This window comes from Neglectibacter sp. X4 (assembly GCF_009917365.1).
Taxonomy (GTDB): domain Bacteria; phylum Bacillota; class Clostridia; order Oscillospirales; family Acutalibacteraceae; genus Acutalibacter.
The window spans coordinates 1-23425 of record NZ_QWLE01000019.1 but is presented as its reverse complement, the minus strand read 5'-3'; the positions used below and the strand labels follow the sequence as shown (position 1 = coordinate 23425).

Sequence of the window (23425 nt, the reverse complement as noted above, 5' to 3'; positions counted from 1 at the left end):
GAATGGGCAGGAGGGGACTATGGCAAAACGAAGGGCATACGTGGTTTTCCTGCTGCTGCTGGCACTGCTGGCGGCGGCAGGCTATTCTATCACACAGGTTTCCGGCGGGGCGGAGTATGTGGACGCCGCGGGCCGCCAGAGCGTTTACAAGCTGGAGGTGGCAAAGGCCCGGGGCGCTATATACGACTGCAACCTTGCGCCCCTTACCGGCTCTTTCCAGCGGCAGGTGGCGGCTGTGGCCCCGGGCATCGAGGCCATTGGCGCCCTGGAAAAGGCCACTGGCGGGCGGTACCGGGAGCGGCTGGCCCTGGCCCTGGAGGACGGCAAGCCCTTTTCCATGGTGCTGCCCTACACTGTACAGCACGAGTGCGTGGATTTGTTTTCCGTCCCGGTGCGCTATGGGAAAAACCAATTGGCCCCCCATGTGGTGGGATATTTGGACAGCATGGGCTTTGGGGCGGCCGGGGTGGAGCTGGCAATGGACGACGTGCTCTCCTCCTATGCGGGGGAAATCTCTGTCTATTACCATGTGGACGCTTTGGGCCGGGTGATAGCCGGGGCGGACAGGCTGGTGATAGACACCATGGAGGAGGCCCAGGGCGGCGTGGCCCTGACACTGGACAGCGCCCTCCAGGAGAGGGTGCAGGCGGCGGCCCAAGAGCTGGAGCAGGGGGCGGTGGTGGTAACCGAGGTGCCGGACTGTGAAATCCGGGCCTTGGCAAGCGTGCCTGACTATTCCCCTGAAAACATGGCCCAGGCCACAGAGGCGGAAGGCTCCCCCCTTCTCAACCGGGCTTTCTGCGCCTATGCCCCAGGCTCGGTGTTCAAGGTGGCGGCAGCGGCGGCCCTGCTGGAGGCGGGCGGCGCGCCCCAGGCCTTTACCTGTACCGGATCCATCAACGCCGGGGGGCTTTTGTTCCACTGCATTGACGGCACAGCCCATGGGCAGGTGGGCCTGCAGGGGGCCATTGAAAAATCCTGCAACTGCTATTTTATCAGCGCGGCCCGGGTGCTGGGAGGCCAGCAGGTGCTAAGCATGGCCTATAACCTGGGCTTTGGCTCGGAACAGGAATTTGGCCGGGGCCTGCACACCCAGCCAGGAAGCCTGCCAGAGGGCAAGGCCCTGGAAAACGTGCGGGCGCTGGGGAATTTTGCTTTTGGGCAAGGAGAACTGACCGCCACGCCCCTGCAGGTGTGCGCCATGATGAACTGCGTGGCAAGCGGCGGGGTTTACAGTACCCCCAAGCTGATAACCGGGCTGGTGGACGGGGAAAGAAACCTCACGCCCTTTTCCCCTGTGACAGACCGCCAGGTGGAGGTTATGCGGCCCTCCACAGCCCGCACCTTGCAGGCATACCTGAAAAGCGCCGCCCAAAACGGCACAGGGCGTCCCGGCGCGGCGGAGGGGCTGACAGTGGGCATTAAAACCGGCACGGCCCAGACAGGGGTGTACCGGGACGGCGAAGAGCTGCTCCACTTCTGGTACAGCGGCTTTATCTGCGACAGCACCGGGCCGCGCTACTGCGTCACTGTGTTCCGGGAATCCACCCCGGACGACGGAGGCGCTGCCGCCAGGGTGTTCAAGCAGGTGACAGAGGACATTGCGGCGCTGTATTGGGGGGAGAAGGAAGCCTCCCCTGAGGCGTGACCCAAACGGACAGCCATGGAAAGGAGCGCTCCCTGCTTTGGAAGCGCCCTTTTTATGCGCGAAAAAGCAGGCGGCCCAGGTTTTCCTGAACCGCCTGCTTTTGCCCTGCCGGCTGGATGCTCCTTCCCGGCTGCGGGCAGCTTTCAGAAGCTTTGGCGTTGGGCTTTTACTTCATGCCCTTCTCGTAGCTCTCGATCATCTTCTTCACCATCTGGCCGCCTACGGAACCAGCCTGGCGGGAAGTGAGATCGCCGTTGTAGCCCTGCTTCAGGTTCACGCCCACCTCAGAGGCAGACTCCATCTTAAAACGCTCCATGGCTTCCTTGGCTTCAGGCACCATAACAGAATTGCTTTTCATGATAACTCTCTCCTTCAAAAGTTTTTTTCGCGTTTGCATTAGGTATTTTTGACCCAGCGCCCCGCATTATGAATGTCAATTTTTGTATCTTGCAGGGATATCCGCTTCCCAGCAGGATGCCGCCGGAAAACTTTTAAAGGCGAAAGCTTGAAATGTTTTTCACTCCCCACAGTTTTCCGCAAAAAATGTTTCCAGCATCTCCGCCAGCATTTCCGGCGCGTCCATGTTGGCCTCATGCCCAGCGCCGGGGATAAACGCCAGCCGCGCCCTTGGGATTCCCTTTCCCATGGCGCGGGCGGCTTTTTTGTTTGCCCTGTCCTTCTCCCCGCAGAGCACCAGGGCAGGGCAGGCAACCTCCTGCAGGCGGCCCTGGTAATCCAGCCCCAGCATGGAGCGGGTGAGGCTGAGCGCATCTTTTTTTGCAAGGCCCATGCTTTGGAAGGCTTTAGAGGGCAACAGGCGGAATATGCCGTTTTGCACCCGCAGCAAGGCCCGGGGCATGGCACACTGCCCGCCAATTAGCACCAAGGCGCTTGCCTTTTCCGGCCTTTCCAGAGCAAAGGCCAAGGCCAGCACTGCCCCTAAGGACAGGCCGCAGAGGGCCAAAGGCCCTTCTGTCTTTTCGCAAAAGGCGCAGAAGCCCTGGTACAGCTTTTCATAGGTGACAGGCCCGCTGCCTGCCAAAGAGAAAAGATCCGGGCAGGACACAGGCCCCGGGGATTTCATATGGCCCAGCACCTTGTCCCAGCTTGCGGGAGACTGGCCCAGGCCGTGGAGAAGCAGCGCGGCAGTTTTCATAAAGGATCCTCCTTATGGCTTTTGCAAATAGTATACCTGATTTTCTAAGCTGGGGCAAGGGCTTGTTTGAAAATAGAGAAAGTGCCGGATTTTTGTCTAGGGCGAGGCGCTTTCAAGGCGGAAACCGCAAAACAGGCTGTCGCCTGTCGAGGATTTCCAACACAGAAAGCGCCCGGATTTAGGCAAAAAGACGGTGTTTGCGATTTTTCAAACAAGCCCAAGGCCGGGGCAGGTTCCCTGGACATTCCCCGGCGGCCTGCGCGTATTCCCCTGGTCTGTGAATTCTTGCGGAAACAAGCTTTTGCTTCCCCGCACACCTTGACAAAGCCTGCCCGGGCGGGTATAATCAGAAAATGTTAAAACTACACTGATTTAGTATACTTTCCCCGCCGGGGGCCTTGGGAGGATGGTCTGTTTGGACGGATATCTTTTGCAGCTTGCGGACATAGAAAAAAGCTTTGGGGACACAAGGGTTTTAAAGGGCATCAGCCTGTCAGTTTCTCAGGGGGAGTTTATCACGCTTTTAGGCTCTTCCGGCTGCGGCAAAACCACCACCCTGCGCATCATTGCCGGGCTGGAATCGCCGGACAAGGGGCGCGTGCTGCTTTCCGGACAGGATGTGACGGAGCTGGAGCCGAACCGCCGGGACGTGAACACAGTTTTTCAAAGCTATGCCCTGTTCCCCCACATGAACGTGGGGGCAAACGTGGGCTACAGCCTGAAAATCCGGAAAACCCCTAAAGAGGAAATCCGCCGCCGGGTGGGGGAAATGCTGGAACTGGTGCAGCTTTCCGGCTTTGAAAAGCGGATGCCCGGAGAGCTTTCCGGCGGGCAGAAGCAGCGGGTGGCCATTGCCCGGGCCTTGATAAATGAACCCAGGCTCCTGCTGCTGGACGAGCCTTTGGGGGCTTTGGATTTGCAGCTTCGCCGGCAGATGCAGCAGGAACTGAAGCGCCTGCAAAAAAAGCTGGGCATTACCTTTATCTATATCACCCACGACCAGGAGGAAGCCCTGAATATGTCTGACCGCATTGCGGTGATGAAGGACGGGCGCTTCCAGCAGATTGGCCCGCCCAACGAGGTGTATGACGCCCCCAAAACCTCTTATGTAGCCCGGTTTGTAGGGGCGGCGAACATCGTCCATGGTACAGTGGAAAAGGTGGAGGGGGATGTGGTTTCCTTTACAGGCACCCAGGGCGGCGGACGGTTTTTGTCAAGGGGCCATGGGTTTGCCCCCGGGCAGCCTGTCACCCTGGCCCTGCGGGGAGAGCAGGCCCAGGCTGTGAGGGAGTTTGACAGGCAGGACGAGGGGCTGCCCGGGGTTGTAAAGGAAAAAAGCTTTTCCGGGGGAATGCTGCGCATTGCGGTGGAGCTTTCCGGCGGGGAGGAATTTATCTGCATGCGCCAGGGCATAGACGCGGGCCTTGCCCCTGGGGATCCGGTGAAGATCCAGTGGGAGCCGGCTTCTGCCTGCCCGGTAGACTTGTAGAGTAAAAGGAGGGGGAGCCTATGAAAAAAAAGAGGAAAGCCCGCGGCGGCGCGTTAGCGGTTTTGCCGCTGTATATTTTCACCCTGGCCTTTGTGGCAGGCCCGCTGGTGTATATGCTGGCTTTGAGCTTTATGACCCGGGCGGAAACCTGGGGGGTGGTGCCGGCCTTTACCCTGCGGAACTATCAGGATATTTTCCAGCCTGTGTACCTTGCCACCTTCTGGGAATCCTTAAAGCTGGCGGCGGTAAGCACAGTGCTGGTGATTGCCATTGGCTATCCCTTCGGGTATTTCATGGCAAAGCTTACGGCAAAATGGAAAAAGCGCACCATGATGCTTTTGATGATCCCTTTCTGGACAAGCTCCCTTTTGCGGCTGTACGGATGGATTATCATTTTCCGGGCCGGGGGCGTGCTGGACAGCATCCTTTCCAGCCTGCACATTACAGAAGAGCCTTTAAAGCTTTTATACACCTATCCTGCTGTGGTGGTGGGCATGGTGTACGCATTGGTGCCCTTTATGATTTTCTCCGTCTATTCCAGCGCGGAAAAGCTGGATTTCAGCCTGGTGGAGGCGGCCAGGGACTTGGGGGCCACGCCCTTCCAGGCTTTCCGCACTGTCTCCCTGAAGCTGACCCTGCCGGGGCTTTTGTCCGGGGTTATCCTCACCTTTGTGCCCAGCATGGGGCTGTTCTTCATTGCGGACATCCTGGGCGGGAACAAGGTGGTGCTGGTGGGGAACCTGATACAGGAGCAGCTTATGAAGGCCCACAACTGGCCCTTTGCCGCCGCCCTGTCCGTGGCGCTGCTGCTTATCACCACCCTGCTGCTGTTCTTGTACCGGCGGCTTTCCGGCGTGAAGGAACTGGAAGGGCTGGTGTAAGCGGTATGCAGGAGTTTTCTAAAAAGGAAGTGGCTGCGATGGAAAATAAATATGACAATCCCGTGTTTTTTGAAAAGTATGGGAATATGCTGCGATCCAAAGAGGGCCTTGCAGGGGCCGGGGAGTGGGAAACCCTTAAGGCCATGCTGCCGGATTTTGCGGGGAAGCGGGTGCTGGACTTGGGCTGCGGCTATGGCTGGCACTGTGCCTGGGCCGCCGATCACGGGGCGGCCTCTGTGGTGGGGGCAGACTGCTCCCAAAGGATGCTGGAGGCGGCCCGGGAGAAAAATGCCCGGGAGGCTGTGGAATACCGCCTGCTGTCCATAGAAGAGGCGGCTTTCCCCCCGGAAAGCTTTGACGTGGTGATAAGCTCTTTGGCCCTCCACTATGTGGCAGACCTGCAGGCCGTATACCATAAGATATATGGCTGGCTGGCGCCGGGAGGGGTGTTTGTCTTTACAGCGGAGCACCCGGTGTTTACCGCCCAGGGGCCTCAGGACTGGGTGTATGATGGAGAGGGGCAGATCCGCCATTTCCCGGTGGACAGCTATTTTTACGAGGGGGAGCGGCAGTCTGTTTTTCTGGGCGAGCCTGTGAAGAAGCACCACCGCACCCTTACTTCCTATATAGACGGGCTTTTGGAAGAGGGCTTTTCCCTTTTGCATGTGCGGGAGCCCCAGCCCCCGGCAGGCATGATGGAGCTGCCCGGCATGGCAGACGAAATGCGCCGCCCCATGATGCTGGCGGTGTCGGCGCGGAAAGGGCGGGGGTGAAGGCATGAAGAACCGCACAAAGCTGCCCAATATTTACCTGGGGGTTATCCTGGCCCTTTTGTATGTGCCCATCCTGCTGGTGGTGTTCTATTCTTTCAACGAGAGCAAAATAAGCTCTGTATGGGGGGGCTTTTCCCTGAAATGGTATGAGGCCCTGTTCCGGGACAAGGCCCTGTTTAAAGCCCTGGGCAATTCCCTTATCCTGGGGTCCGCAAGCTGCCTTTGCGCCGCTGTTATCGGCACCTTGGGGGCTTACGGCATGACAAAGGCCCGGCTGCGCACCAAAGGCGCTGTGGAGTATATCTCCACCCTGCCTATTATGATACCGGAGATTATTCTGGGCATGGTGTTTATGGCTTTCTTCTCCCTCATCGGGATTCCCTTTGGCATGGGCACTCTGGTGCTGGCCCACACAGCCTTCTGCATCCCCTATATATTTATGCTGGTGAAGGCAAGGCTTGTGGGCATGGATCCCAGCCTTGCGGAGGCGGCCCTGGATCTGGGGGCTTCGCCCCAGCGGGTGTTTTTCGACATTACCCTGCCTTTGGTTGCCCCCGCTATCCTTTCCGGGATGCTGCTGGCCTTTGCCATGAGCATTGACGATGTGATTATCAGCGTGTTCGTAACCGGCGTGGACACCAACACCCTGCCGGTGAAAATCTATACCCAGTTAAAAACCGGGGTTACCCCGGAGATAAACGCACTGTGTACCCTGCTCTTTGGGGCGGTGCTGGTTTTATGCGGCCTGGCGGTATGGCTGGGCAGGACGCCGAAAAACAAACAGGCTGCCGGGGAAAACCCCCAGCCTGCAAAAAACAACAGGAGGTAAACGAAGCGTGGAAAAGAACATTACATTGGAACAGTTGGAACAGTACAGAAAGGCCTTTGCGGAGGATGCGGGGAAAAACGTGGCCCTGCGGGCCTGCACAGCAAACGGGGTGGTGAAGTCCGCCACAGATCCCGGGGCGGCCCGGAAGAACAGGCACCAGTATTCCATCCGCCTGGAGCAGGGGAAAATCACCAACCAGAAGCAGACCGGGCGGTGCTGGATGTTCGCGGCCCTGAACACCATGCGGTTTGACATTATCAAAAAGCTGAACCTGGACACCTTCGAGCTTTCCCAGAACTACACCCTGTTTTATGACAAGCTGGAAAAGTCCAACTATTTCCTGGAGAACATCCTGGCAACCCTGGAGGAGCCCACCGCCGGGCGGCTGGTTGCCCACCTGCTGCAGGATCCCCTGGGGGACGGGGGCCAGTGGGACATGCTGTGCAACCTGGTGAATAAATACGGCGTGGCGCCCAAGGACGCCATGCCGGAAACCGCTGTTTCCTCCTCCACCCGGGAGATGACCCGGTACATGACGAAAAAGCTGCGGGAATTCGCCTGCGTGCTGCGGGAGGGCCATGCCGCCGGGAAGTCCATAGAGGCGCTGCGGGAGGAAAAGGAGGGCATGATGCAGGATATCTACAACATCCTGTGCATCTGCCTGGGCACGCCGCCCCAGGCCTTTACCCTGGAGGTCCGCACAAAGGACAAGGAGTTTATCCGGGAGGAGAACCTTACCGGGCAGGCGTTCTTTAAAAAGTATGTGGGCTGGAACATGGACGATTATGTAAGCCTCATCAACGCCCCCACTGCCGACAAGCCCTATTACAGGACATATACCGTCAAGATGCTGGGCAACATAACAGAGGGCCGGCCTGTAAAATACCTGAACCTGCCCATTGAGGAGCTGAAGGCCGCGGCCATTGCCCAGATGCAGGACGGCAAGCCCGTGTGGTTCGGCTGCGACGTGGGCCAAAGCTCTATCCGGGACAGCGGCATTATGGACTTGGGGGCCATCCGGGCAGACGAGCTGTTTGGCACAAAGTTTGGCATGAACAAGGCCCAGCGGCTTGACTATGGCGACAGCCTGATGACCCACGCCATGGTGTTCCAGGGGGTGAACCTGGACGAAAAGGGCAGTCCTACCCGCTGGCGTGTGGAAAACAGTTGGGGCAAAGAGCCTGGGGACGAGGGCTATTATGTGATGAGCGACGAGTGGTTCTCGGAATACACCTACCAGGTGGTAGTCCATAAAAAGTATCTTTCAGAAGAGCGCCAAAGCCAGCTTGCCCAGCCCCCCATCCCCCTGGAGCCTTGGGATCCCATGGGTTCCCTGGCGCTGTAATGCGCCTGCCCGCAACCCCTTTTGAAAAAAGGGATTGACCCGAAAACCAATAGAACATATCCGTATCAGGAATATGTTTTAGGCTTATCTAAAAGGAGTTACGCTATGAAAAAAATGACTTGCTTGCTGTTGTCCCTTCTTTTGTGCCTGTCCCTGTTTGCCGGATGCTCCGGCAAGGCAGGGGACAAGGGGGAGCTGGTGCTCTACACCTGGGAAGGCATGTTCCCCCAGGAGGTGCTGGACGGCTTTGAAGAGGAGACAGGCATTTCCATCAATTACGCAAACTTCGACTATGACGAAACCATGCTGGCAAAGCTGGAGGCCGCCAGCGGCGGGGAATACGATCTGGTGCTGGCAGACGATTACATCATCGAAACGGTGATACAGGAGGGCCTGGCCCAGAAGCTGGACAAAGAAAAGCTTTCCAACTGGGGCAGCATCAACCCCCTGTACCAGGGGCAGTTCTTTGACCCCCAGGACGAGTATACTGTGCCTCATGGCGCGGGGGTGCAGACCATCGTATACGATCCCGAAATTGTGGGGGGAGAGATAAAGGGCTATGGGGATCTGTGGGACCCCGCCCTTGCCGGGAATGTGGGCCTGATTGCCAACTACCGGGTGATAAACGGCATGGCCTTAAAGGTGCTGGGGAAAAGCTATAATGTAGAGGACACCGGGGATATCCAGGCCGCGGGGCAGAAGCTTCTGGAGCTGGCCCCCAATGTCCGGCTGATTAAGGATGACAACCTCCAGGACGATCTGATTTCCGGGGAAGTGGGCGCGGCAGTGATGTATACCTCCCAGGCTACCCTGGCCCTGACCACCCGTTCCGATTTGAAGGTGGCGTTCCCGGAGGAGGGCATTGGCTTTGGCATTATGGCAAGCTTCATCCCTGCAAACGCGCCCCATCCGGAAGCGGCCTACCAGTTTATGGATTACATCCTGCAGCCGGATATTTCCGCCCAGTGCTTTGAGTTTTTGGGCTATTACTGCACGAACAAAGACGCGGAGGAAAAGCTCTCCGAGGAAACCCGGCCTTACCTTACCCTGCCTGACTCCTTCTCAAAGGACAACATGGAGATGATCGAGAACATTTCCGCCGAGGCCATGGAGGAGCACCAGAAGGTGTGGACGGAATTTAAAGCGGCCTGCGAGTAAATTGTCCTCTCAGGCTCTGGGCTGGTGAATCTGCCTGGCTCTTTTACAGGGTGCGGGATAGCTGTGTGACGGCTTTCCGCACCCTGTTTTTTCTTTTGGGGAAAACGGCGGCATATAGTAAACGCACTTCAAAACCGGTGCAGTCCAATTTTGAAGCACGCGGCCTTGCTACTGGTTCAAAAAAAGCTGTTGCCTCTTTCTAAACTGCTTTAACTATACAGCTAATCCCGCCGCCATGCACACAGAAGGAAGAAAAATCATATCCTGTTCTAAGCAGGAACAAGCCCTATATCCCGCCTGTAGGCGGCTGTCTTGAGACGCGTCCTCCTGCCCGTGGGCGGCATCCTTCCAAAGCCTGCAAAATTTGGAAAAAAGTATTGCGAACCGGGGCGGAGTAGTGTATAATGCAAAGAGCCAAAATGAAACGCCAAGCTTTATGGCCGGGACGTTTGAGGAAGCTTTCCGGTGGTGTTTCTCTTCTAACAGGGTGCCATGTACCCGGATGTTGGACGGGCTGGTTTCCGTATATGCCAGGACGGCTGTGCGCTTCTGGAAAAAGGCTTTATATATTGTATTTTTGAAACAGAGTAAATGAACATTTACTTCAATGGCGGATACACCTGGCTGAAAATCCTCTTCTAAATCAGCCTGGCATAAATGTTCGCGAGCATATCGAAGGAAGGAGAGCGCAAATGATGGAAAAGATACTGATCGTTGACGACAGCATTGTGCAGTCAGCCCGGTTGAAGTCTATTCTGGATGATGAGTATGATGTTACCATTGCACAGACAGCGGAAGATGGGCTAAGCTGTGTGCGCGACGGCAATTTTTCCTTGATTCTGCTGGACGTGGTACTGCCGGGCATGGACGGCTTTACCCTCCTGAAAAAGCTGCAGGAGGAAATTATCACCCAAAGCATACCCGTCATCCTGATTACCAGCCTTTCCGACGCCAAAAACGAGCAGTACGGGCTGGTGCTGGGGGCTGTGGATTACATCACAAAACCCTTTAATTCCCTGATTGTAAAGGCAAGGGTAAATACCCATATTAAATTGTACAATTACCGCAGGCAGGCTGAGCGGCAGTCCCTGACAGACCAGTTGACCGGGGTTGCCAACAGGCGCAGGTATGAGCGTACCAGCATCACCAAGTGGAGCGAGGCCTCCCGGCTGCGGGTTCCGTTTTCTATCTGCATGTTTGACATTGACCACTTCAAGGCTTATAACGATACCTTTGGCCATCCCGCGGGGGACAAGGTGATTGCCGCTGTGGCCAAAACCATCTCGTCCCACCTGCACCGCACCACAGATTTCCTGGCCCGGTATGGCGGGGAGGAGTTTGTGGCCCTTTCCATGGGGGACGTTTCGGAAAAAATATTCGGGCACGTAAAGAAAATCCGGAAAGCGGTGGAGGAGATGCACATCCCCCACGACCCGTCTGTTTCCGAGTGGGTTACGGTGAGCATAGGAGGGGTTACGGTTGTCCCTTCGCCGGAAAACACCTATCCTGTTTATCTGAAAATTGCAGACACCATGCTGTATGACGCCAAAAACCACGGGCGCAACCAGGTGGTTTGGGCGGACGAGCGGCTGAAGCAGATGTGGGAAAAGTGAGCGCAGGATAGAAGCTGGAGGAACATATGGGACTGTTCAATTTGTTCGGAAAGAAAACGCCTAAAAAGACGCCGCAGGAGGGCAAAAAACCACGGGGCGCGGAAGAGATGGTGGTTTATTCTGGTATGCGCGTGGAGGTAATGGACGCGAACGAGCGTATGCTTTTTGTGGCAAAGCTGCTGAACCTGCACGAAAGCAGCGCGGATCTGCACCAGTATTCTGAACTGGCTTTTGACCCCGGGGAAGGGCCGGTTCATGCCAAAATACGGGGGTACAGCGACTATCAGCGGAAAGCTGTCTACATGGAGGGGGATATAGCCCCTGCTGCCCATAAAATATGGGCAGTGGAGAAGCTGAAGATCTCCAGGGTGGCAAATGATCGCGCTTTCTTCCGCCTCCTCACAAACCTTGACGCAACCGCCACGGTTTTCAGCGGTTTGGGAATAGGGGAAAAGCCCTGCAAGCTGCTGAATATCAGCGTGGGGGGCGCAGCCATTAGTTCAGCCTATAAATACCATATGGGGGACAAATTCCTGCTGAAGGTAAAGCTGCTGGAGGACAGGCCCGTGTCGGCCATATTCAGCCAGGTGGTGCGTATTACGGAAAAAGAGGGCAGGAAGTTTGAATACGGCTGCCGCTTTTTAGGGCTGACCGAGGAGGATCAGGAAAAAATCACCCAGGATATTTTTGTATCCCAGCGAAAACAGAGGGGCCGCTTATAGCGGCCCCTCTTTCATATGCTGAACCTGCAACCGCCATCTGAGCGGCCTTACTGCCGCAGAGCGGCCCCAGGTTCGCCCCAGGCGTCCAGATCTTCCCCGGAAATGGAAGCGTACCGGGCCTCCCCGGCGGTAATGACAGGATCTGCCTTATGCAGGCGCTGGATAAAGGGCAGGGAGCTGTCCGCCAGCCCCTCCTCTACCATGACATTGCACACACGGCAGAGGAACAGGCCGCTGCCAGCGGCAAGGCGCCGTTCCTCCACCACCTTCAGTTCAAAGCTTACCGGGCTTTCCACAATGGTGGGCACATGGAGCATCTGGCCAGGCTCCACAGTGGGAAGGCGGCGCATTTTATCCGGAAACTCCCGGCCGGAAGTGGTGCCGTAATAATCGGCAAGGGGCAAAAGCGGGCGGGTGACCAGATTTGCGGAGAACATACCCTGTTCCCGGATAAGGTCTTTTGTCAGCTTTTCTTCCCCGATGCAGGCCATAACGCCCAACGCCTCTTCCTCCCCATCCTGTAGGGAACAGTAGCTGAACCAGCAGAACAGCCCAAAGTGGGGCGTGCCGTCCGCCTGGTAATTCCCGTACAGGAACAGGGGCTGGGGGCAGAAATCGTTGCCCAGCCTGCCTTTCATTTTTCCCATGGTGCATTACTCCTTCTTTTGTGGATTTTTCAGCCGCGCCTCACATGCTTCCAGGTTCAGCAGGATTTTGTCCAGCAGGCTGTCCAGCAGCGCGGCGTCCTCCTGGGTGAGGCCCTGGTAAAACAGCCTGTTCATTTCCTCAGACACCTGCTCGTATGGGGCCTGCAGGCCCCTGGCTTTCCCTGTCAGCGCCACCAGCACCTGCCGGCGATCCTGGGGGCTGGTTTCCCGGGTGACCAGCCCCTGTTCCTCCATGCGGGCCAGCATGGCTGTAAGGGTGTTTTTTGCAAGGCCTGTGCCACGCACCAGGGCGCTGATGGGCACATGCTCTTCCTGCCACAGCACGTAAAGGATGCGCCCCTGCGCCCCGTTGAACGCGTCCACGCCGCAGGCGTCCAGCAGGCGCTGGAACACCCGGCCCTGCACTTGCTTGATTTGCGTGATGAGAAAGCCCGTCCTGGTTTCCATATGCGCCCTCCTTGTAAATGGTACTATATAGAACTTGTTTTGTCAAGCATTTTTTCCCTGCTCTTATCCTATAGGATGATGCGGGCCTTGTAAAGCGGGAAATCGTGAACAAAACATGGACAAACTTTTAAATTATGTTGCAAGGATATGGATTTTCATGTAAAATAGAAACAGTACGCGTTTAAACGGCAAAGAACTATGAAAGAAAGGCTGGAAATAACTCATGGAACAGCAGTTTCCCAAGCACCCTTTCAGAACCCACGGCGGAGCGCCGGTGCCACACCACAAAAACACGTGGAACGCACCTACGGCTGTGCTGCCGCCTCCTGAACGGGTTATAATCCCTATGCAGCAGCACATTGGCGCGCCCTGCAAGCCTACAGTGAAAAAGGGCGACCACGTTTACCTGGGGCAAGTGATAGGCGACAGCGAAGCCTTTGTGTGCGCGCCTATCCACGCTTCTGTGTCCGGCACAGTGCAGCAGGTGACAAAGGTGCTGCTTACCGGCGGGCAGGCCACAGAAGCAGTGGTAATCGAATCTGACGGGCAGATGGAGGCGGATCCCGCTATTGCCCCGCCGGCTCCGGTTACCAATAAAAAAGAGCTGGCAGAAGCGGCCCGGAAGTCCGGGCTGGTGGGCCTGGGCGGCGCAGGCTTCCCGGCCCATGTAAAGCTGAACGTCCCGGACGGGAAGTCCATTGACACCCTGATTATCAACGTGGCGGAGTGCGAGCCTTATGTCACCTCCGACCACCGGGAGGCCCTGGAAAACGGTAAAAACGTGCTGGAGGGCGTCTATAAGGTCAAGGAAATCCTGGACGTACACCGGGTGATTATCGCGGTGGAGGACAACAAGCCCGACGTTATTGAAAGGCTGACGGAAATCGCCGACGACCCGGAGAAGGATCCGAAAGACGAGGTGCGGGTGCTGGCTTTAAAGAGCCGCTATCCCCAGGGTGCGGAAAAGGTGCTGGTGCAGGCCTGCACAGGGCGGAAGGTGCCTGCCGGGCAGCTTCCCGCTGACGTGGGGTGCCTGGTGATGAACATCGCCTCGGTGTCGTTCCTGGCAAGCTATATGCGCACCGGGATGCCCCTTACCTTAAAGCGGGTGACCATCGACGGCTCCGCCATAAAGGAGCCGAAAAACGTGATTGTGCCTGTGGGCACGCCTATTAAGGATGTAATCGAATTCTGCGGCGGCTATAAGGCCCCGCCCCGGAAAATGCTCATGGGTGGGCCTATGATGGGCATTGCCATCACCTCGGACGAGCTGCCCATTTTAAAGCAGAACAATGCCATCCTGGCCTTTGACCAGCAGGAGGCAAAGCTTTATGAGACAACCGCCTGCATCCGCTGCGGCAGGTGTGTGGCTGCCTGCCCCATGGAGCTGATGCCCACGAAGCTGGAGAAGGCTGCGGAGAAAAAAGACGCGGAGTCCCTTCTGGCCCTGGATGTAATGACCTGCATGGAGTGCGGCTGCTGCGCCTTCTCCTGCCCTGCCGGGCGCAGGCTGGTGCAGGCTATCCGGATGGGGAAATCCATTGTGAGAAAGGCAGGGAAGAAATAATGGACAAGCTTATCGTATCGTCTTCCCCCCATTTTAACGGGAAAAAGACAACCCAGAACATTATGCTGGACGTGATTATCGGCCTTGCCCCTGCCATGATAGCTTCCGTTATCATCTTTGGCATCCGGGCGGCTGTGGTGATTGTCACCTGCATTGCCGCCTGCGTGGCAAGCGAGTACATTTCCCGCCGGGTGATGAAGCGGCCCCAGACCGTGGGGGATCTGTCCTGCGTGGTGACAGGCATCCTGCTGGCTTTGAACCTGCCCGTCACCATCAACCCCCTGATGGCGGTGTTCGGCAGCGTGGCGGCTATTGTGGTGGTCAAGCAGATGTTCGGCGGCATTGGGCAGAACTTTGTAAACCCGGCCCTTACTGCCCGCATCATCCTCATGAACTCCTTCCCCGCCCCCATGACCCACTGGACAGAGGCTTTTGATTACGGCGCCGCCGCAGACGCGGTGACCACCGCCACGCCCCTTTCCGGCATGATGTATGTAAATTCCCCTAACAGCGCCCCAGACTACATGCAGCTTCTCTGGGGCACCCATGGGGGCTGCCTGGGCGAAACCTGCGCTCTGGCTATCATCCTGGGTGGGCTGTATTTGATTGCCAGGAAGGTGATAAGCCCGGTTATCCCGGTTACATACCTTGCCACTGTGGCGGTGTTCTCCGCCATTTTAGGCCGGGATCCCCTCTTTGACCTTTTGGCGGGGGGCCTGATGCTGGGGGCCTTCTTCATGGCGACGGACTACACCACCAGCCCCCTTTATTGGAAGGCGCGGATTGTGTTTGCCATTGGCTGCGGCGTGCTGACCATTTTAATCCGGGAGTTTGGCTCTTTGCCCGAGGGCGTTTCCTATTCCATCGTGCTGATGAATATTATCACGCCCCTTATTGAGCGGTATGTAAAACCCCGGGCCTTTGGAAAGCCTAAAGAGAAAAAAGGAAAGGGGGCGGCCTGAATGAAGTTGGACGCAAAAAGCGTGCTGGCCCCAGCCGCTATCCTGTTCGCCATCTGCATTGTGGTGGCGGCGGCCCTGGCAGGCACCAACGCCCTGACAGAGGATCGCATCGCCCAGGCGGCGGCCCAGAAAGCGGAGGAATCCCGGATGGTGGTGCTGCCCGGCGCGGAAAGCTTTGAAGAGCGGGACAGCCACTATGCAGGCTTGGACGGCGCGGGACAGACAGTTGGCTATGTGTTTGAAACAGAAAGCAAGGGCTATGGCGGCACGGTGAAAGTGATGACCGGCATCAGCACGGAAGGGGAGATTACCGGCGTGGTGGTGTTAAGCCACAGCGAGACTCCCGGCCTTGGGGCAAACGCGGAGAAGGAATCCTTCCGGGAGCAGTATAAGCAGCCAGTAGGGAACCTGGCAGGCGGCATTCAGGTTGTAAAATTCCAGGCGCCAAATGAAGGCGAAATACAGGCCATGACAGGCGCTACCATCACCAGCGCGGCTGTTACAAACGCTGTCAACAGCGCCATTGAAATGTATCAGGACGCTTACGCTTCGGAAGGGGGGAAATGACATGGAGGAAAAAAGAAGCCTGTGGAGTGAGTTTACAAAAGGCATTATCAAGGAAAACCCGGTGCTGCGGCTGATTTTAGGCTGCTGCGCCACCCTGGCGGTGACTACTGCCGCCTCTAACGCCATTGGCATGGGCGCTGCCACCACCTTTGTGCTGGTGTGCTCCAACGCCGCCATCTCCCTTTTGCGGCATGTCATCCCCAACAAGGTGCGCATCCCGGCTTTTATCACCATCATTGCCGGGTTCGTTACTGTGGTGCAGCTTTTTATCAAGGCTTTCTCCCCGGCCCTGGACACCGCCTTGGGCGTGTTCCTGCCGCTGATTGTGGTGAACTGCATTATTCTGGGCCGGGCGGAGATGTTTGCCAGCAAAAACAAGGTGCTGCCCTCCATTATTGACGGCCTGGGCATGGGCGTGGGCTTCACAGCCGCCATGCTGGCTATGGGCATTATCCGGGAGCTTTTGGGCGCGGGCACTGTGTTCGGCCTGCCTGTCCTCTCCGGCTTCATGGAGCCTGTCATCATTTTCCTGCTGCCTCCCGGCGGGTTCTTTGTGTTTGGAATGCTGATTGCCCTGGCAGGCAAGCTCTCCAAGGAGGGGAAGGCACCGGCCTCCACAGGCTGCGCCCACTGCCCCCTGGCGGCTTCCTGCTCTAAAATACAGGAAAAGGAGGCGGCTGAATAATGGACGGACAGACACTGAAAACTTTGGTTGCCATTTTCCTGGCGGCTATCCTGACAGAAAACTATGTGCTCAATAAATTCCTAGGCATTTGCCCCTTTTTAGGCGTGTCCAAGAAGCTGGACACAGCCTTTGGCATGAGCTGCGCGGTAACGGTGGTGATGGTGATTGCCACTGCCGTTACCTGGCCTCTTTACACGTATTTGCTGGTGCCCCAGGGCCTGGGGTATCTCCAGACCATTGTGTTCATCCTGGTTATCGCCGCGCTGGTGCAGCTTTTGGAAACCGTATTGCGCAAATACATGCCGCCGCTGTACAGCGCTTTAGGCATTTACCTGCCCCTTATCACCACCAACTGCGCCGTGCTGGGCGTGACAATGCTGGTGCTGGAAAAGGGCGCGGCAGATCCCAGCTTCGGGTATTTACAGTCTTTGGTCAATTCCTTTGGCTCCGGCATCGGCTTCCTGGTGGCTATGATCCTCTTTGCCGGGGTGCGGGAGCGCCTGGAGGACTGCGACATTCCCGAAACCTTCCAGGGCCTGCCTATCACCCTGGTGGCGGCTTCCCTGGTGGCTGTGTCCTTTCTGGGCTTTAACGGCCTTGTGGACCGCCTGATGTAAGGAGGAGGAAACTATGGAATTTATCACCCCTATACTCATTGTGGGTATCATCGGCCTGCTGGCGGGCATTATCCTGGCGGTGGCGTCCATCGTCATGGCGGTGCCCAAGGATGAGAAAGCAGAGGCTTTGGAAGAAATCCTCCCTGGCGCAAACTGCGGCGCCTGCGGCTATTCCGGGTGCTCCGGCTATGCCGCTGCCATGTCCCAGGGCGAGGCCCAGCCAGGGCTGTGCTCTCCCGGCGGGCCGGCTGTGGCTAAAAAGTGCGCGGAGGTTCTGGGCGCAGGCGATGTGGAAATGGAGACAAAAGCCGCCCTGGTGCGGTGCATGGGAAGCTATGATAACACAACGGACAAGCTGGTGTATGACGGCATAGAGGGCTGCAGCGCCGCCATCCTGCTGGCAGGCGGCTCCAGCAGCTGCCTTTTTGGATGCATGGGCTTAGGCGACTGCGTAAAAGCCTGCGACTATGGCGCGGTAGAGGTGTGCAACGGCGTGGCGAAAATTGACCCCGCCCTGTGCAAAGCCTGCGGCAAATGCGTGGCGGCCTGCCCCAAAGGGCTTATTTCCCTGGCGCCTGTCAAGAAGCAGGCTGTGGTGCGCTGCCACAACTGCGACAAGGGCAAGGCTGTGATGGACGTGTGCAAGGTGGGCTGCATTAGCTGTACCAAATGCGTGAAAACCTGCCCCCAAGGGGCCATCGCGATGGAAAACGGCTGTGCCGCTGTAGATCCGCAGAAATGCACTGGCTGCGGCCTGTGTGTGGAAAGCTGCCCCCGGCACGTAATCACAATGCTGGAGGCGTAATCCCTTCCCCATACAGAAAAACCCCCTGGAAGCTTTCCGGAAAGCTTCCAGGGGGTTTTTTAAGCTGCTGCGGTAAAAAAATTTACCAGCCCAGGGACTTTAAATATTCACGGCTCATGGTGATGGCTTCCATGGGGGTGCGGCCGTTGGACTGATCCTGCTCTACCACTACCCAGTTGGCACCGGCTTCCACGCTTGCCTCCAGGATGGGGGGGAAGTCCTGCATGCCGCTGCCCACAGGGCGGAACTCGAAGAAGCCATGGCTCTCCTGCTCCTCCACGTCGGTGCCGATAAGCTGGTACATATTGGCGGGCTTGCCCTCCTTGTAGAAGTCCTTCAGGTGGACAACAGGGGCGCGGTTTGCATACTTCTTGATGTACGCAGCGGGGTTTTCCCCAGCAACGTTTACCCAGCAGGTGTCGATCTCCGTTTGCAGGATGTCGGCGGGGATGGTGTCGTAGATATAATCCAAGGCATAGCGGCCGTCAGGCATTTTGATGAACTCAAAGTCGTGGTTGTGATACAGGGTCTGGATGCCATGGGCCTTGCAGGCCTTGCCGATTTCCTCAAAGAGCTTCACATTGCCCTCAAACTTGGGGGTGCCGGGGCGATCCTCCTCCATGAGATAAGGGATGGCAATATATTTCACGCCGATTTCCACATATTTCTGGATGGTGCCCTCCATGTCCGCCACCAACTCCTGAAAGGGGACGTGGGCGGAAACGGCCTCCAGGCCCGCAGCCTCAATAGCAGCCTTGATTTCAGCAGGCTCCTTGCCGTACAGCCCGGCAAGCTCCACGCCGTCATAGCCGATTTCCTTGATTTTTTTCATAGTGCCGGCAAAATCCTTCTCAGCGTCATCACGGACGGAGTAAACCTGCACGGCAACGGGTAAGGTTTTCATGGGAATACATCCTTTCTTTTGGGTCCGGGATTATCCCCGGCGCATTTTTGACTTTAGATAATTATACCAAGATTTCGGGGAAAAATCAATCCTTAGCTGGTTTGTGTCCCCTTCTTTTTCCATGCGCACAGCCGGATCCTGAAACTCCTTCAGGCGCTGGGCATAGGCCTGCTCCATAGCGTCTTTATAGGCCAAAGGCACGCCTTTCGCGCCCATAGCGTCCAGCAGCCAGCGGGTAAAGGGCGGGTTCATCACCAGCAGGGGGCCGATGAGGTTGGTGCCGATGAAGTTGTTCTGGCGGATGCCCTCCAGGGGCGTGTCCCGGTTCAGCCCTATGCCCCGCTCTGCTTTGGCGAAATAATTCTTGGAGTTGTCCCCATAGGCCATGGTGAACTGGGATTTGCAGCCCAGAATGGAAATGCCGTCCATGTCCCCCAAAAAGTTGGAGTTGTGGCGGTGGAGGTAAGAGCGCCTGGCAGTAAAGGGGAAAAGCCCCAGACCCGGGATTTTCCTGTTCCCGTCCTCGATCTCCTGGTAGAGCGTTTCCACCGCGTTCCCTGTAAAGAGGAAGCAGGTGCCGGCCTCTATCAGCTCCTGCATTTTTTCCTTGCAAGGCATAAGCCGGGCAATGATTTTCTCCTGGGCGGCTTCTGACATGGGACCCATATAGATGAGATCTACAGGCTCCGACAGGAAGCGGGGGGCGTCGTTCATGGCAGTTTCGATGAATTCCGCCTGGGGCAGGCAGGCCTTCAGGTACAGGATGTTGCCCATGTCGCCAAACAGGTTGGCATATTCCGGAAACAGGATTTCAATTTTCATCTTACCCCACCTCCTTTCCGTTTATCCGCCTGATAAGCTCCTCCCGGGCACGCCGGGCGTCTCCCACGGTGAACACCGCGTGGAGGATATACACCTTGTCCACCTTATCCAAATCTACTAGGGCGGCGGCTTCCTCCGGCTTGGGGGCAGCGCATACCCGCTCTGGCTCCATGCCCGCCAAAAGGGCGCGTACCTGGTAGTCATAGCAGCGGTTGCCTGTAGGGATAAGCTGCTTCACGCATCCATCCCGCAAAAATTCATAGTCCACCTCATAAATCCAGCCCATATTCTCCGAGGAATGGGCCTGATCGTGGCTGTCATAGTTTAAAAGGATGATGGCGGCAGAGCCTCCCCGCTGGGTGATGAAATCGAACACCCGGGAGCTGGCAATAGGGCTTTGGCCCTTTGCCAGGCAGAAGATGATTTCCTTCCCCCCCACTTCCTCCACATCATAGCGGGAGCGGGCCAGCTCCACCTGCTCCAATGCGGAGGACACCTGCTGGTAGCTGAGGCCCCAGTCCCGCAGGAAGGAGACGGCAGTGACAGTGTTGTAAAGGTCGGTGATGTTTTCCCCGGGCAGGCGGTATGACTCCTCCCCTTCCGGGGTTTGCAGGGTGAAGCGCATGGAATCCATATCCACCTGGGTGCAGTCATAGTCTATGGGGAAGGTGCCCCAGCCGCACTGGGGGCACTTGGCCCGGCCAATGTGGTTATACCGCAGGAAATCATACTGGAGGGGCGTGTCGCACTGGGGGCAGGCCACAATGTCCCGCACCAGGTTGGGCCGGGCTTCCCTGTCCCGAGGCAGCTCGCTTATGCCGAAGCACACCCGCTTGTTGCCCGGGGCCAGATGGCTGGCAATCAGGTCGTCCCCGTTTACCACCAGCTTGGCGCCGTCCCATAGGTTGTCGTTTAAAAGCTTCACAATAAAGTCCACGTTGGCGTTGCGATCCAGCGCGTCCCGGCAGAGGTTGGTACACAGGAAGGCCTGGGGCTTGATATAGGGCAGGATAAGGGGGGCGGAGCGCTCGTCAAACTCAAAGATGGCCAGCTTGTGCCGGGGCCGCCCGAAAAGGGTGCTGTCCGCGATAAGGGAGGAGGCGATGCCAGTGTTTACATTGGCCCCGTCCCGGTTGCAGAGATATTCCACCCCGTTTTTTGTCAGGATATCTTCCACCAGGTTTGAAACAGTGGTTTTGCCGTTGGTGCCGGCAACCAGCACCACCTGCTCCGGCAATGGCATGCGGCCTAAAAAGTCCGGGCACAGGATAATGGCCCAGGAGCCGGGCATGGAGGTGCCTTTGCGTCCGATAAGTTTTAGGACTAAAGCAGTGCATTTAGCAAAAAATAAGGCAAAATAAAAGCGGAAGGTGCGCTTCAAGGCAATGGCCCCCTTTAGATATTTGTGAAAACATTGTACACGATCCCGGGGGGATAGTCAAGCCGGAGGGGGGGTATAGTCACGCAGTTCAAAAAAGGCAGCAGTCTTTTTGAACCAGCGGCAAGGCCGCATGTTTGAAAATCAGGCTATACCGATTTTTAAGTGCATTTACTATAAAGTTCCCTGCCCCGCTTAGTTTCATTGCCAGAAAGCAGATGTATGATGGTGATAATTTTTCACGATTTATATAAATTTTTAAAAAATGCTGGCTTTTTTTCCGTAAACACGTTATAATATGTCGTACCGCAAAGAAAAAGCGGGTATGCTGTTTTGGTGTATGGGCAGGCAAAGGGTCTGGCATCATCTTTACGGAAAAGGGAGCGCGGCATGGAAAAGAAGGCAGGCAAAACCTACAAGCTCCGCCAAAGAGCCAATTTGGCCACCCTCCTCCGGGAGCTGCGCCAGCGGGCGGGCTTTTCACAGCGGGAAGTTGCCAGTATCTTAAATATGAACCGTTCTACTTATACGTATTATGAGACAGGCAAAACGCTGCCGGATCCGATGACGTTAAACCGGATTGCCAAGATTTTTGGCGTACCGCTGGACAGCTTCTTTCTGGAGGATGAGGCGCTTCTTACTTTGTCTGATTCTTCTGTCCCCGCCAACCGCGCCCGGAAAAAGCGGTTCAACCCCCAGCATGTGGGAGACTTAACCACAGAAGAGCGGGAAATTATCGCCTATCTGCGGGACAAGGAACTTTCTGCAGAGGCAGTGCTCCAGGCATTGCGCAACCGCTTCGACCATATGGAGGAAGAATAATCCCTGTCAAAATTGAGGTGGCCTCCAGCAGGTTTCGACAATTTTTGCGGCTTCCATAGGGTAAAATGTGAAAAGAAAACACAGACATACAACTTAAATATGATATATGCGCTTGTAGCTCAGTTGGATAGAGTATCAGACTCCGACTCTGAGGGCCGCTGGTTCGAATCCAGTCAAGCGCGCCAAAACGGCTTGAAACTGCGGTTTCTGGCCGTTTTTATTGTCTGTATCATGGGGTAAAAACCCTCGCCTTAAGGCGAAACCTTTAGGTCAACGGAAGAAGCCAAAGGTCTAGTAGAGGTAAAGAAGGAGATACTAAACTTGAGGGGAAAGGCTATGGAAAATTACCGAAAATCGTCACACTGCACATACGACATAAAATATCACATTGTACTATACAAAGTATAGGAAACCAGTAATAGTAGGGAAAATAGCTAAATAGAACGCGAGAACTGATACGGATGGTGTGTACAGCGGATGAGGTAGAAATAATAGCGGGCCGTGTAGGGAAGGATCATATACACCTTCTGGTATCCGTACCGCCGCATCTGTCAGCAAGCAAATTGGTACAATATATCAAAGGGAATACATCACGCAAGCTGCAGATGGAGTATAAGGAACTGAACAAGCAGTTTTGGGGACAGCATTTGTGGGTACGAGGATATTTTGTAGCAAGCAGTGGAAATGTGACAGATGAAGTAATAGCGCAGTATATCAAGGATCAGGATTTAGAAGAGAAAACTAGAACGGACAACTTTACCATTTCGCAGCTTTAGGTTGCTTTAGCAGCACTCTGAACCTACCGGCTTTTTGTGACTTTCTACCAAGATATAAAAATTCCATAATAGAGTTAAACTCTTTAATCTCAGGAGATGAATCCTCTACGATTCCTTCTTTCTGATAAAATATAATGGCACTTTCAAAATCATTATATAATTTTCCCCTTGTTTCAATTTCACCTGCGACTAATTCAACTCGCTCACTACACAAATTATACATATTCGGTGCGCTATTGTATAACATATCCACAATTTCTTTACCGAATTTTTCAATAGTAGCTTTATGTGCATCTGGTGAAACAGAATGTGTTTGTTCTAAAACATCTTTTCTTTCTTGCAACCAGTCCATAGCAGCATCTTTATTAAGTGCCTTGAGCAGAACCGATGATAATTTATCTATAATCATAAGATTGTCTGGGTATTTTTCATAAAGATAATTTAATGGTAGCTGCTCATTCGCTGGGGATTGGGAGCTGTTGGATACATAGAGCGAAAGAAGAATTTGAAAGCGATGAAGGAAAGGCAATCTTAAATAGCCTTGGTATTACGGGCGACTATGAAGGAATTGGCCATTGTGTTATCGGATATCCTGATGGCTCCATTCCTCAAGCGGCACCCAGAAAAGATACGCCGATTTTATCTTGACCGATATGTCTGCGGCATACATTTCGTTGAACACAGGTTATTGGGGAAAGGGAAAGCAAACAGGCAAAAAATCCAGTATTCATGCGGGTTTGCGGCGAGATGGCTCTCAAAAGCTAACCTCACAAAAGACAGATTATTGCACA

The 23425-nt window shown here is 55.7% G+C and carries 25 protein-coding genes, 1 tRNA gene and 1 pseudogene; 19 read left to right on the top strand and 8 right to left on the bottom strand.

Going from position 1 to position 23425, the window contains the following annotated elements:
• The first annotated feature begins 19 nt into the window (after window positions 1–19).
• Window positions 20–1648 carry a penicillin-binding transpeptidase domain-containing protein gene (locus D1841_RS08875; protein WP_160643286.1) on the top strand — a complete coding sequence of 543 codons (1629 nt, stop codon included), beginning with the start codon at window positions 20–22 and terminating at the stop codon, window positions 1646–1648.
• A gap of 166 nt (window positions 1649–1814) precedes the next feature.
• Here D1841_RS08875 and D1841_RS08870 read toward each other — a convergent pair whose 3' ends face one another.
• Window positions 1815–2006 (bottom strand): alpha/beta-type small acid-soluble spore protein, encoded by a 192-nt coding sequence (locus D1841_RS08870; RefSeq protein ID WP_160643284.1) that lies wholly within the window; start codon window positions 2004–2006, stop codon window positions 1815–1817.
• A gap of 159 nt (window positions 2007–2165) precedes the next feature.
• Window positions 2166–2804 (bottom strand): alpha/beta fold hydrolase, encoded by a 639-nt coding sequence (locus tag D1841_RS08865; RefSeq protein ID WP_160643282.1) that lies wholly within the window; start codon window positions 2802–2804, stop codon window positions 2166–2168.
• A 415-nt stretch (window positions 2805–3219) separates the two neighbouring features.
• On the opposite strand from D1841_RS08865, the gene D1841_RS08860 reads away from it, so the two are divergent.
• The 8 genes from D1841_RS08860 (at window position 3220) to D1841_RS08825 (ending at window position 11614) form a co-directional block, all read left to right on the top strand.
• A complete protein-coding gene (locus D1841_RS08860; protein ID WP_160643280.1) occupies window positions 3220–4293 on the top strand; it encodes an ABC transporter ATP-binding protein in 1074 nt (357 codons plus the stop codon).
• A gap of 20 nt (window positions 4294–4313) precedes the next feature.
• The gene (locus D1841_RS08855; RefSeq protein ID WP_160643278.1) at window positions 4314–5174 is read left to right on the top strand and encodes an ABC transporter permease; all 861 of its coding nucleotides are present in this window, start codon (window positions 4314–4316) and stop codon (window positions 5172–5174) included.
• A gap of 38 nt (window positions 5175–5212) precedes the next feature.
• Complete coding sequence (locus tag D1841_RS08850) at window positions 5213–5947, top strand: bifunctional 2-polyprenyl-6-hydroxyphenol methylase/3-demethylubiquinol 3-O-methyltransferase UbiG (protein ID WP_160643276.1); 735 nt, start codon at window positions 5213–5215, stop codon at window positions 5945–5947.
• Between the two features lie 4 nt (window positions 5948–5951).
• Entirely contained in the window at window positions 5952–6776 is an 825-nt protein-coding gene (locus tag D1841_RS08845; protein ID WP_160643274.1) for an ABC transporter permease, read from the top strand.
• Between the two features lie 7 nt (window positions 6777–6783).
• Complete coding sequence (locus tag D1841_RS08840; RefSeq protein WP_160643272.1) at window positions 6784–8121, top strand: C1 family peptidase; 1338 nt, start codon at window positions 6784–6786, stop codon at window positions 8119–8121.
• 105 nt (window positions 8122–8226) lie between these two features.
• Window positions 8227–9279: a spermidine/putrescine ABC transporter substrate-binding protein gene (locus D1841_RS08835; protein WP_160643270.1), complete on the top strand. Its 1053-nt coding sequence runs from the start codon at window positions 8227–8229 to the stop codon at window positions 9277–9279.
• Between the two features lie 692 nt (window positions 9280–9971).
• Window positions 9972–10892 (top strand): diguanylate cyclase, encoded by a 921-nt coding sequence (locus tag D1841_RS08830; RefSeq protein ID WP_347563972.1) that lies wholly within the window; start codon window positions 9972–9974, stop codon window positions 10890–10892.
• 26 nt (window positions 10893–10918) lie between these two features.
• Window positions 10919–11614 (top strand): PilZ domain-containing protein, encoded by a 696-nt coding sequence (locus tag D1841_RS08825; protein ID WP_160643268.1) that lies wholly within the window; start codon window positions 10919–10921, stop codon window positions 11612–11614.
• Between the two features lie 47 nt (window positions 11615–11661).
• On the opposite strand, the gene D1841_RS08820 is transcribed toward D1841_RS08825, so the two are convergent.
• Window positions 11662–12261 carry a flavin reductase family protein gene (locus D1841_RS08820; protein WP_160643266.1) on the bottom strand — a complete coding sequence of 200 codons (600 nt, stop codon included), beginning with the start codon at window positions 12259–12261 and terminating at the stop codon, window positions 11662–11664.
• Window positions 12262–12267: 6 nt separating this feature from the next.
• Entirely contained in the window at window positions 12268–12729 is a 462-nt protein-coding gene (locus D1841_RS08815) for a MarR family transcriptional regulator (RefSeq protein WP_160643264.1), read from the bottom strand.
• A 223-nt stretch (window positions 12730–12952) separates the two neighbouring features.
• On the opposite strand from D1841_RS08815, the gene rsxC reads away from it, so the two are divergent.
• Genes rsxC through D1841_RS08785 form a run of 6 tightly spaced genes read left to right on the top strand, consistent with a single transcriptional unit; the run spans window position 12953 to window position 17932 of the window.
• Window positions 12953–14296 (top strand): electron transport complex subunit RsxC, encoded by a 1344-nt coding sequence (rsxC, locus tag D1841_RS08810; protein WP_160643262.1) that lies wholly within the window; start codon window positions 12953–12955, stop codon window positions 14294–14296.
• Window positions 14296–15258, top strand: a complete 963-nt coding sequence (locus tag D1841_RS08805) for an RnfABCDGE type electron transport complex subunit D (RefSeq protein ID WP_160643260.1) — start codon at window positions 14296–14298, stop codon at window positions 15256–15258. Before rsxC ends, D1841_RS08805 begins: the two co-directional genes overlap by 1 nt.
• A complete protein-coding gene (locus tag D1841_RS08800) occupies window positions 15259–15825 on the top strand; it encodes an RnfABCDGE type electron transport complex subunit G (protein WP_160643258.1) in 567 nt (188 codons plus the stop codon). It begins immediately after the preceding gene.
• A gap of 1 nt (window position 15826) precedes the next feature.
• Window positions 15827–16510 carry an electron transport complex subunit RsxE gene (gene rsxE / locus D1841_RS08795; RefSeq protein WP_160643256.1) on the top strand — a complete coding sequence of 228 codons (684 nt, stop codon included), beginning with the start codon at window positions 15827–15829 and terminating at the stop codon, window positions 16508–16510.
• Window positions 16510–17127, top strand: a complete 618-nt coding sequence (locus D1841_RS08790) for an electron transport complex protein RnfA (protein ID WP_160643254.1) — start codon at window positions 16510–16512, stop codon at window positions 17125–17127. The genes rsxE and D1841_RS08790 overlap by 1 nt, the downstream gene beginning before the upstream one ends.
• 13 nt (window positions 17128–17140) lie before the next feature.
• Window positions 17141–17932, top strand: coding sequence for an RnfABCDGE type electron transport complex subunit B (locus D1841_RS08785; RefSeq protein WP_160643252.1), 792 nt, complete (start codon window positions 17141–17143; stop codon window positions 17930–17932).
• Between the two features lie 82 nt (window positions 17933–18014).
• On the opposite strand, the gene D1841_RS08780 is transcribed toward D1841_RS08785, so the two are convergent.
• From D1841_RS08780 to D1841_RS08770, 3 genes are read right to left on the bottom strand one after another with little or no spacing between them, the layout of a single operon-like run.
• Window positions 18015–18836, bottom strand: coding sequence for a sugar phosphate isomerase/epimerase (locus tag D1841_RS08780; RefSeq protein ID WP_160643250.1), 822 nt, complete (start codon window positions 18834–18836; stop codon window positions 18015–18017).
• 30 nt (window positions 18837–18866) lie between these two features.
• Window positions 18867–19658, bottom strand: a complete 792-nt coding sequence (locus D1841_RS08775) for a hypothetical protein (RefSeq protein WP_201751300.1) — start codon at window positions 19656–19658, stop codon at window positions 18867–18869.
• Between the two features lies 1 nt (window position 19659).
• Complete coding sequence (locus D1841_RS08770; RefSeq protein ID WP_160643248.1) at window positions 19660–20949, bottom strand: MurT ligase domain-containing protein; 1290 nt, start codon at window positions 20947–20949, stop codon at window positions 19660–19662.
• A 477-nt stretch (window positions 20950–21426) separates the two neighbouring features.
• On the opposite strand from D1841_RS08770, the gene D1841_RS08765 reads away from it, so the two are divergent.
• From D1841_RS08765 to tnpA, 3 genes and pseudogenes are all read left to right on the top strand, one after another.
• Entirely contained in the window at window positions 21427–21858 is a 432-nt protein-coding gene (locus tag D1841_RS08765; protein ID WP_160643246.1) for a helix-turn-helix domain-containing protein, read from the top strand.
• A gap of 108 nt (window positions 21859–21966) precedes the next feature.
• Window positions 21967–22043: transfer RNA gene (locus D1841_RS08760), tRNA-Arg, on the top strand.
• Between the two features lie 151 nt (window positions 22044–22194).
• Window positions 22195–22634: pseudogene (gene tnpA, locus D1841_RS08755) on the top strand (IS200/IS605 family transposase).
• Here tnpA and D1841_RS08750 read toward each other — a convergent pair.
• The gene (locus D1841_RS08750) at window positions 22615–23163 is read right to left on the bottom strand and encodes a hypothetical protein (protein WP_160643244.1); all 549 of its coding nucleotides are present in this window, start codon (window positions 23161–23163) and stop codon (window positions 22615–22617) included. The pseudogene tnpA and the gene D1841_RS08750 sit on opposite strands and share 20 nt — an antisense overlap.
• 48 nt (window positions 23164–23211) lie before the next feature.
• Here D1841_RS08750 and D1841_RS18705 point away from each other — a divergent pair.
• Window positions 23212–23425 (top strand): hypothetical protein (locus D1841_RS18705; protein ID WP_207710188.1); only part of this gene is annotated, 214 nt, incomplete at its 3' end.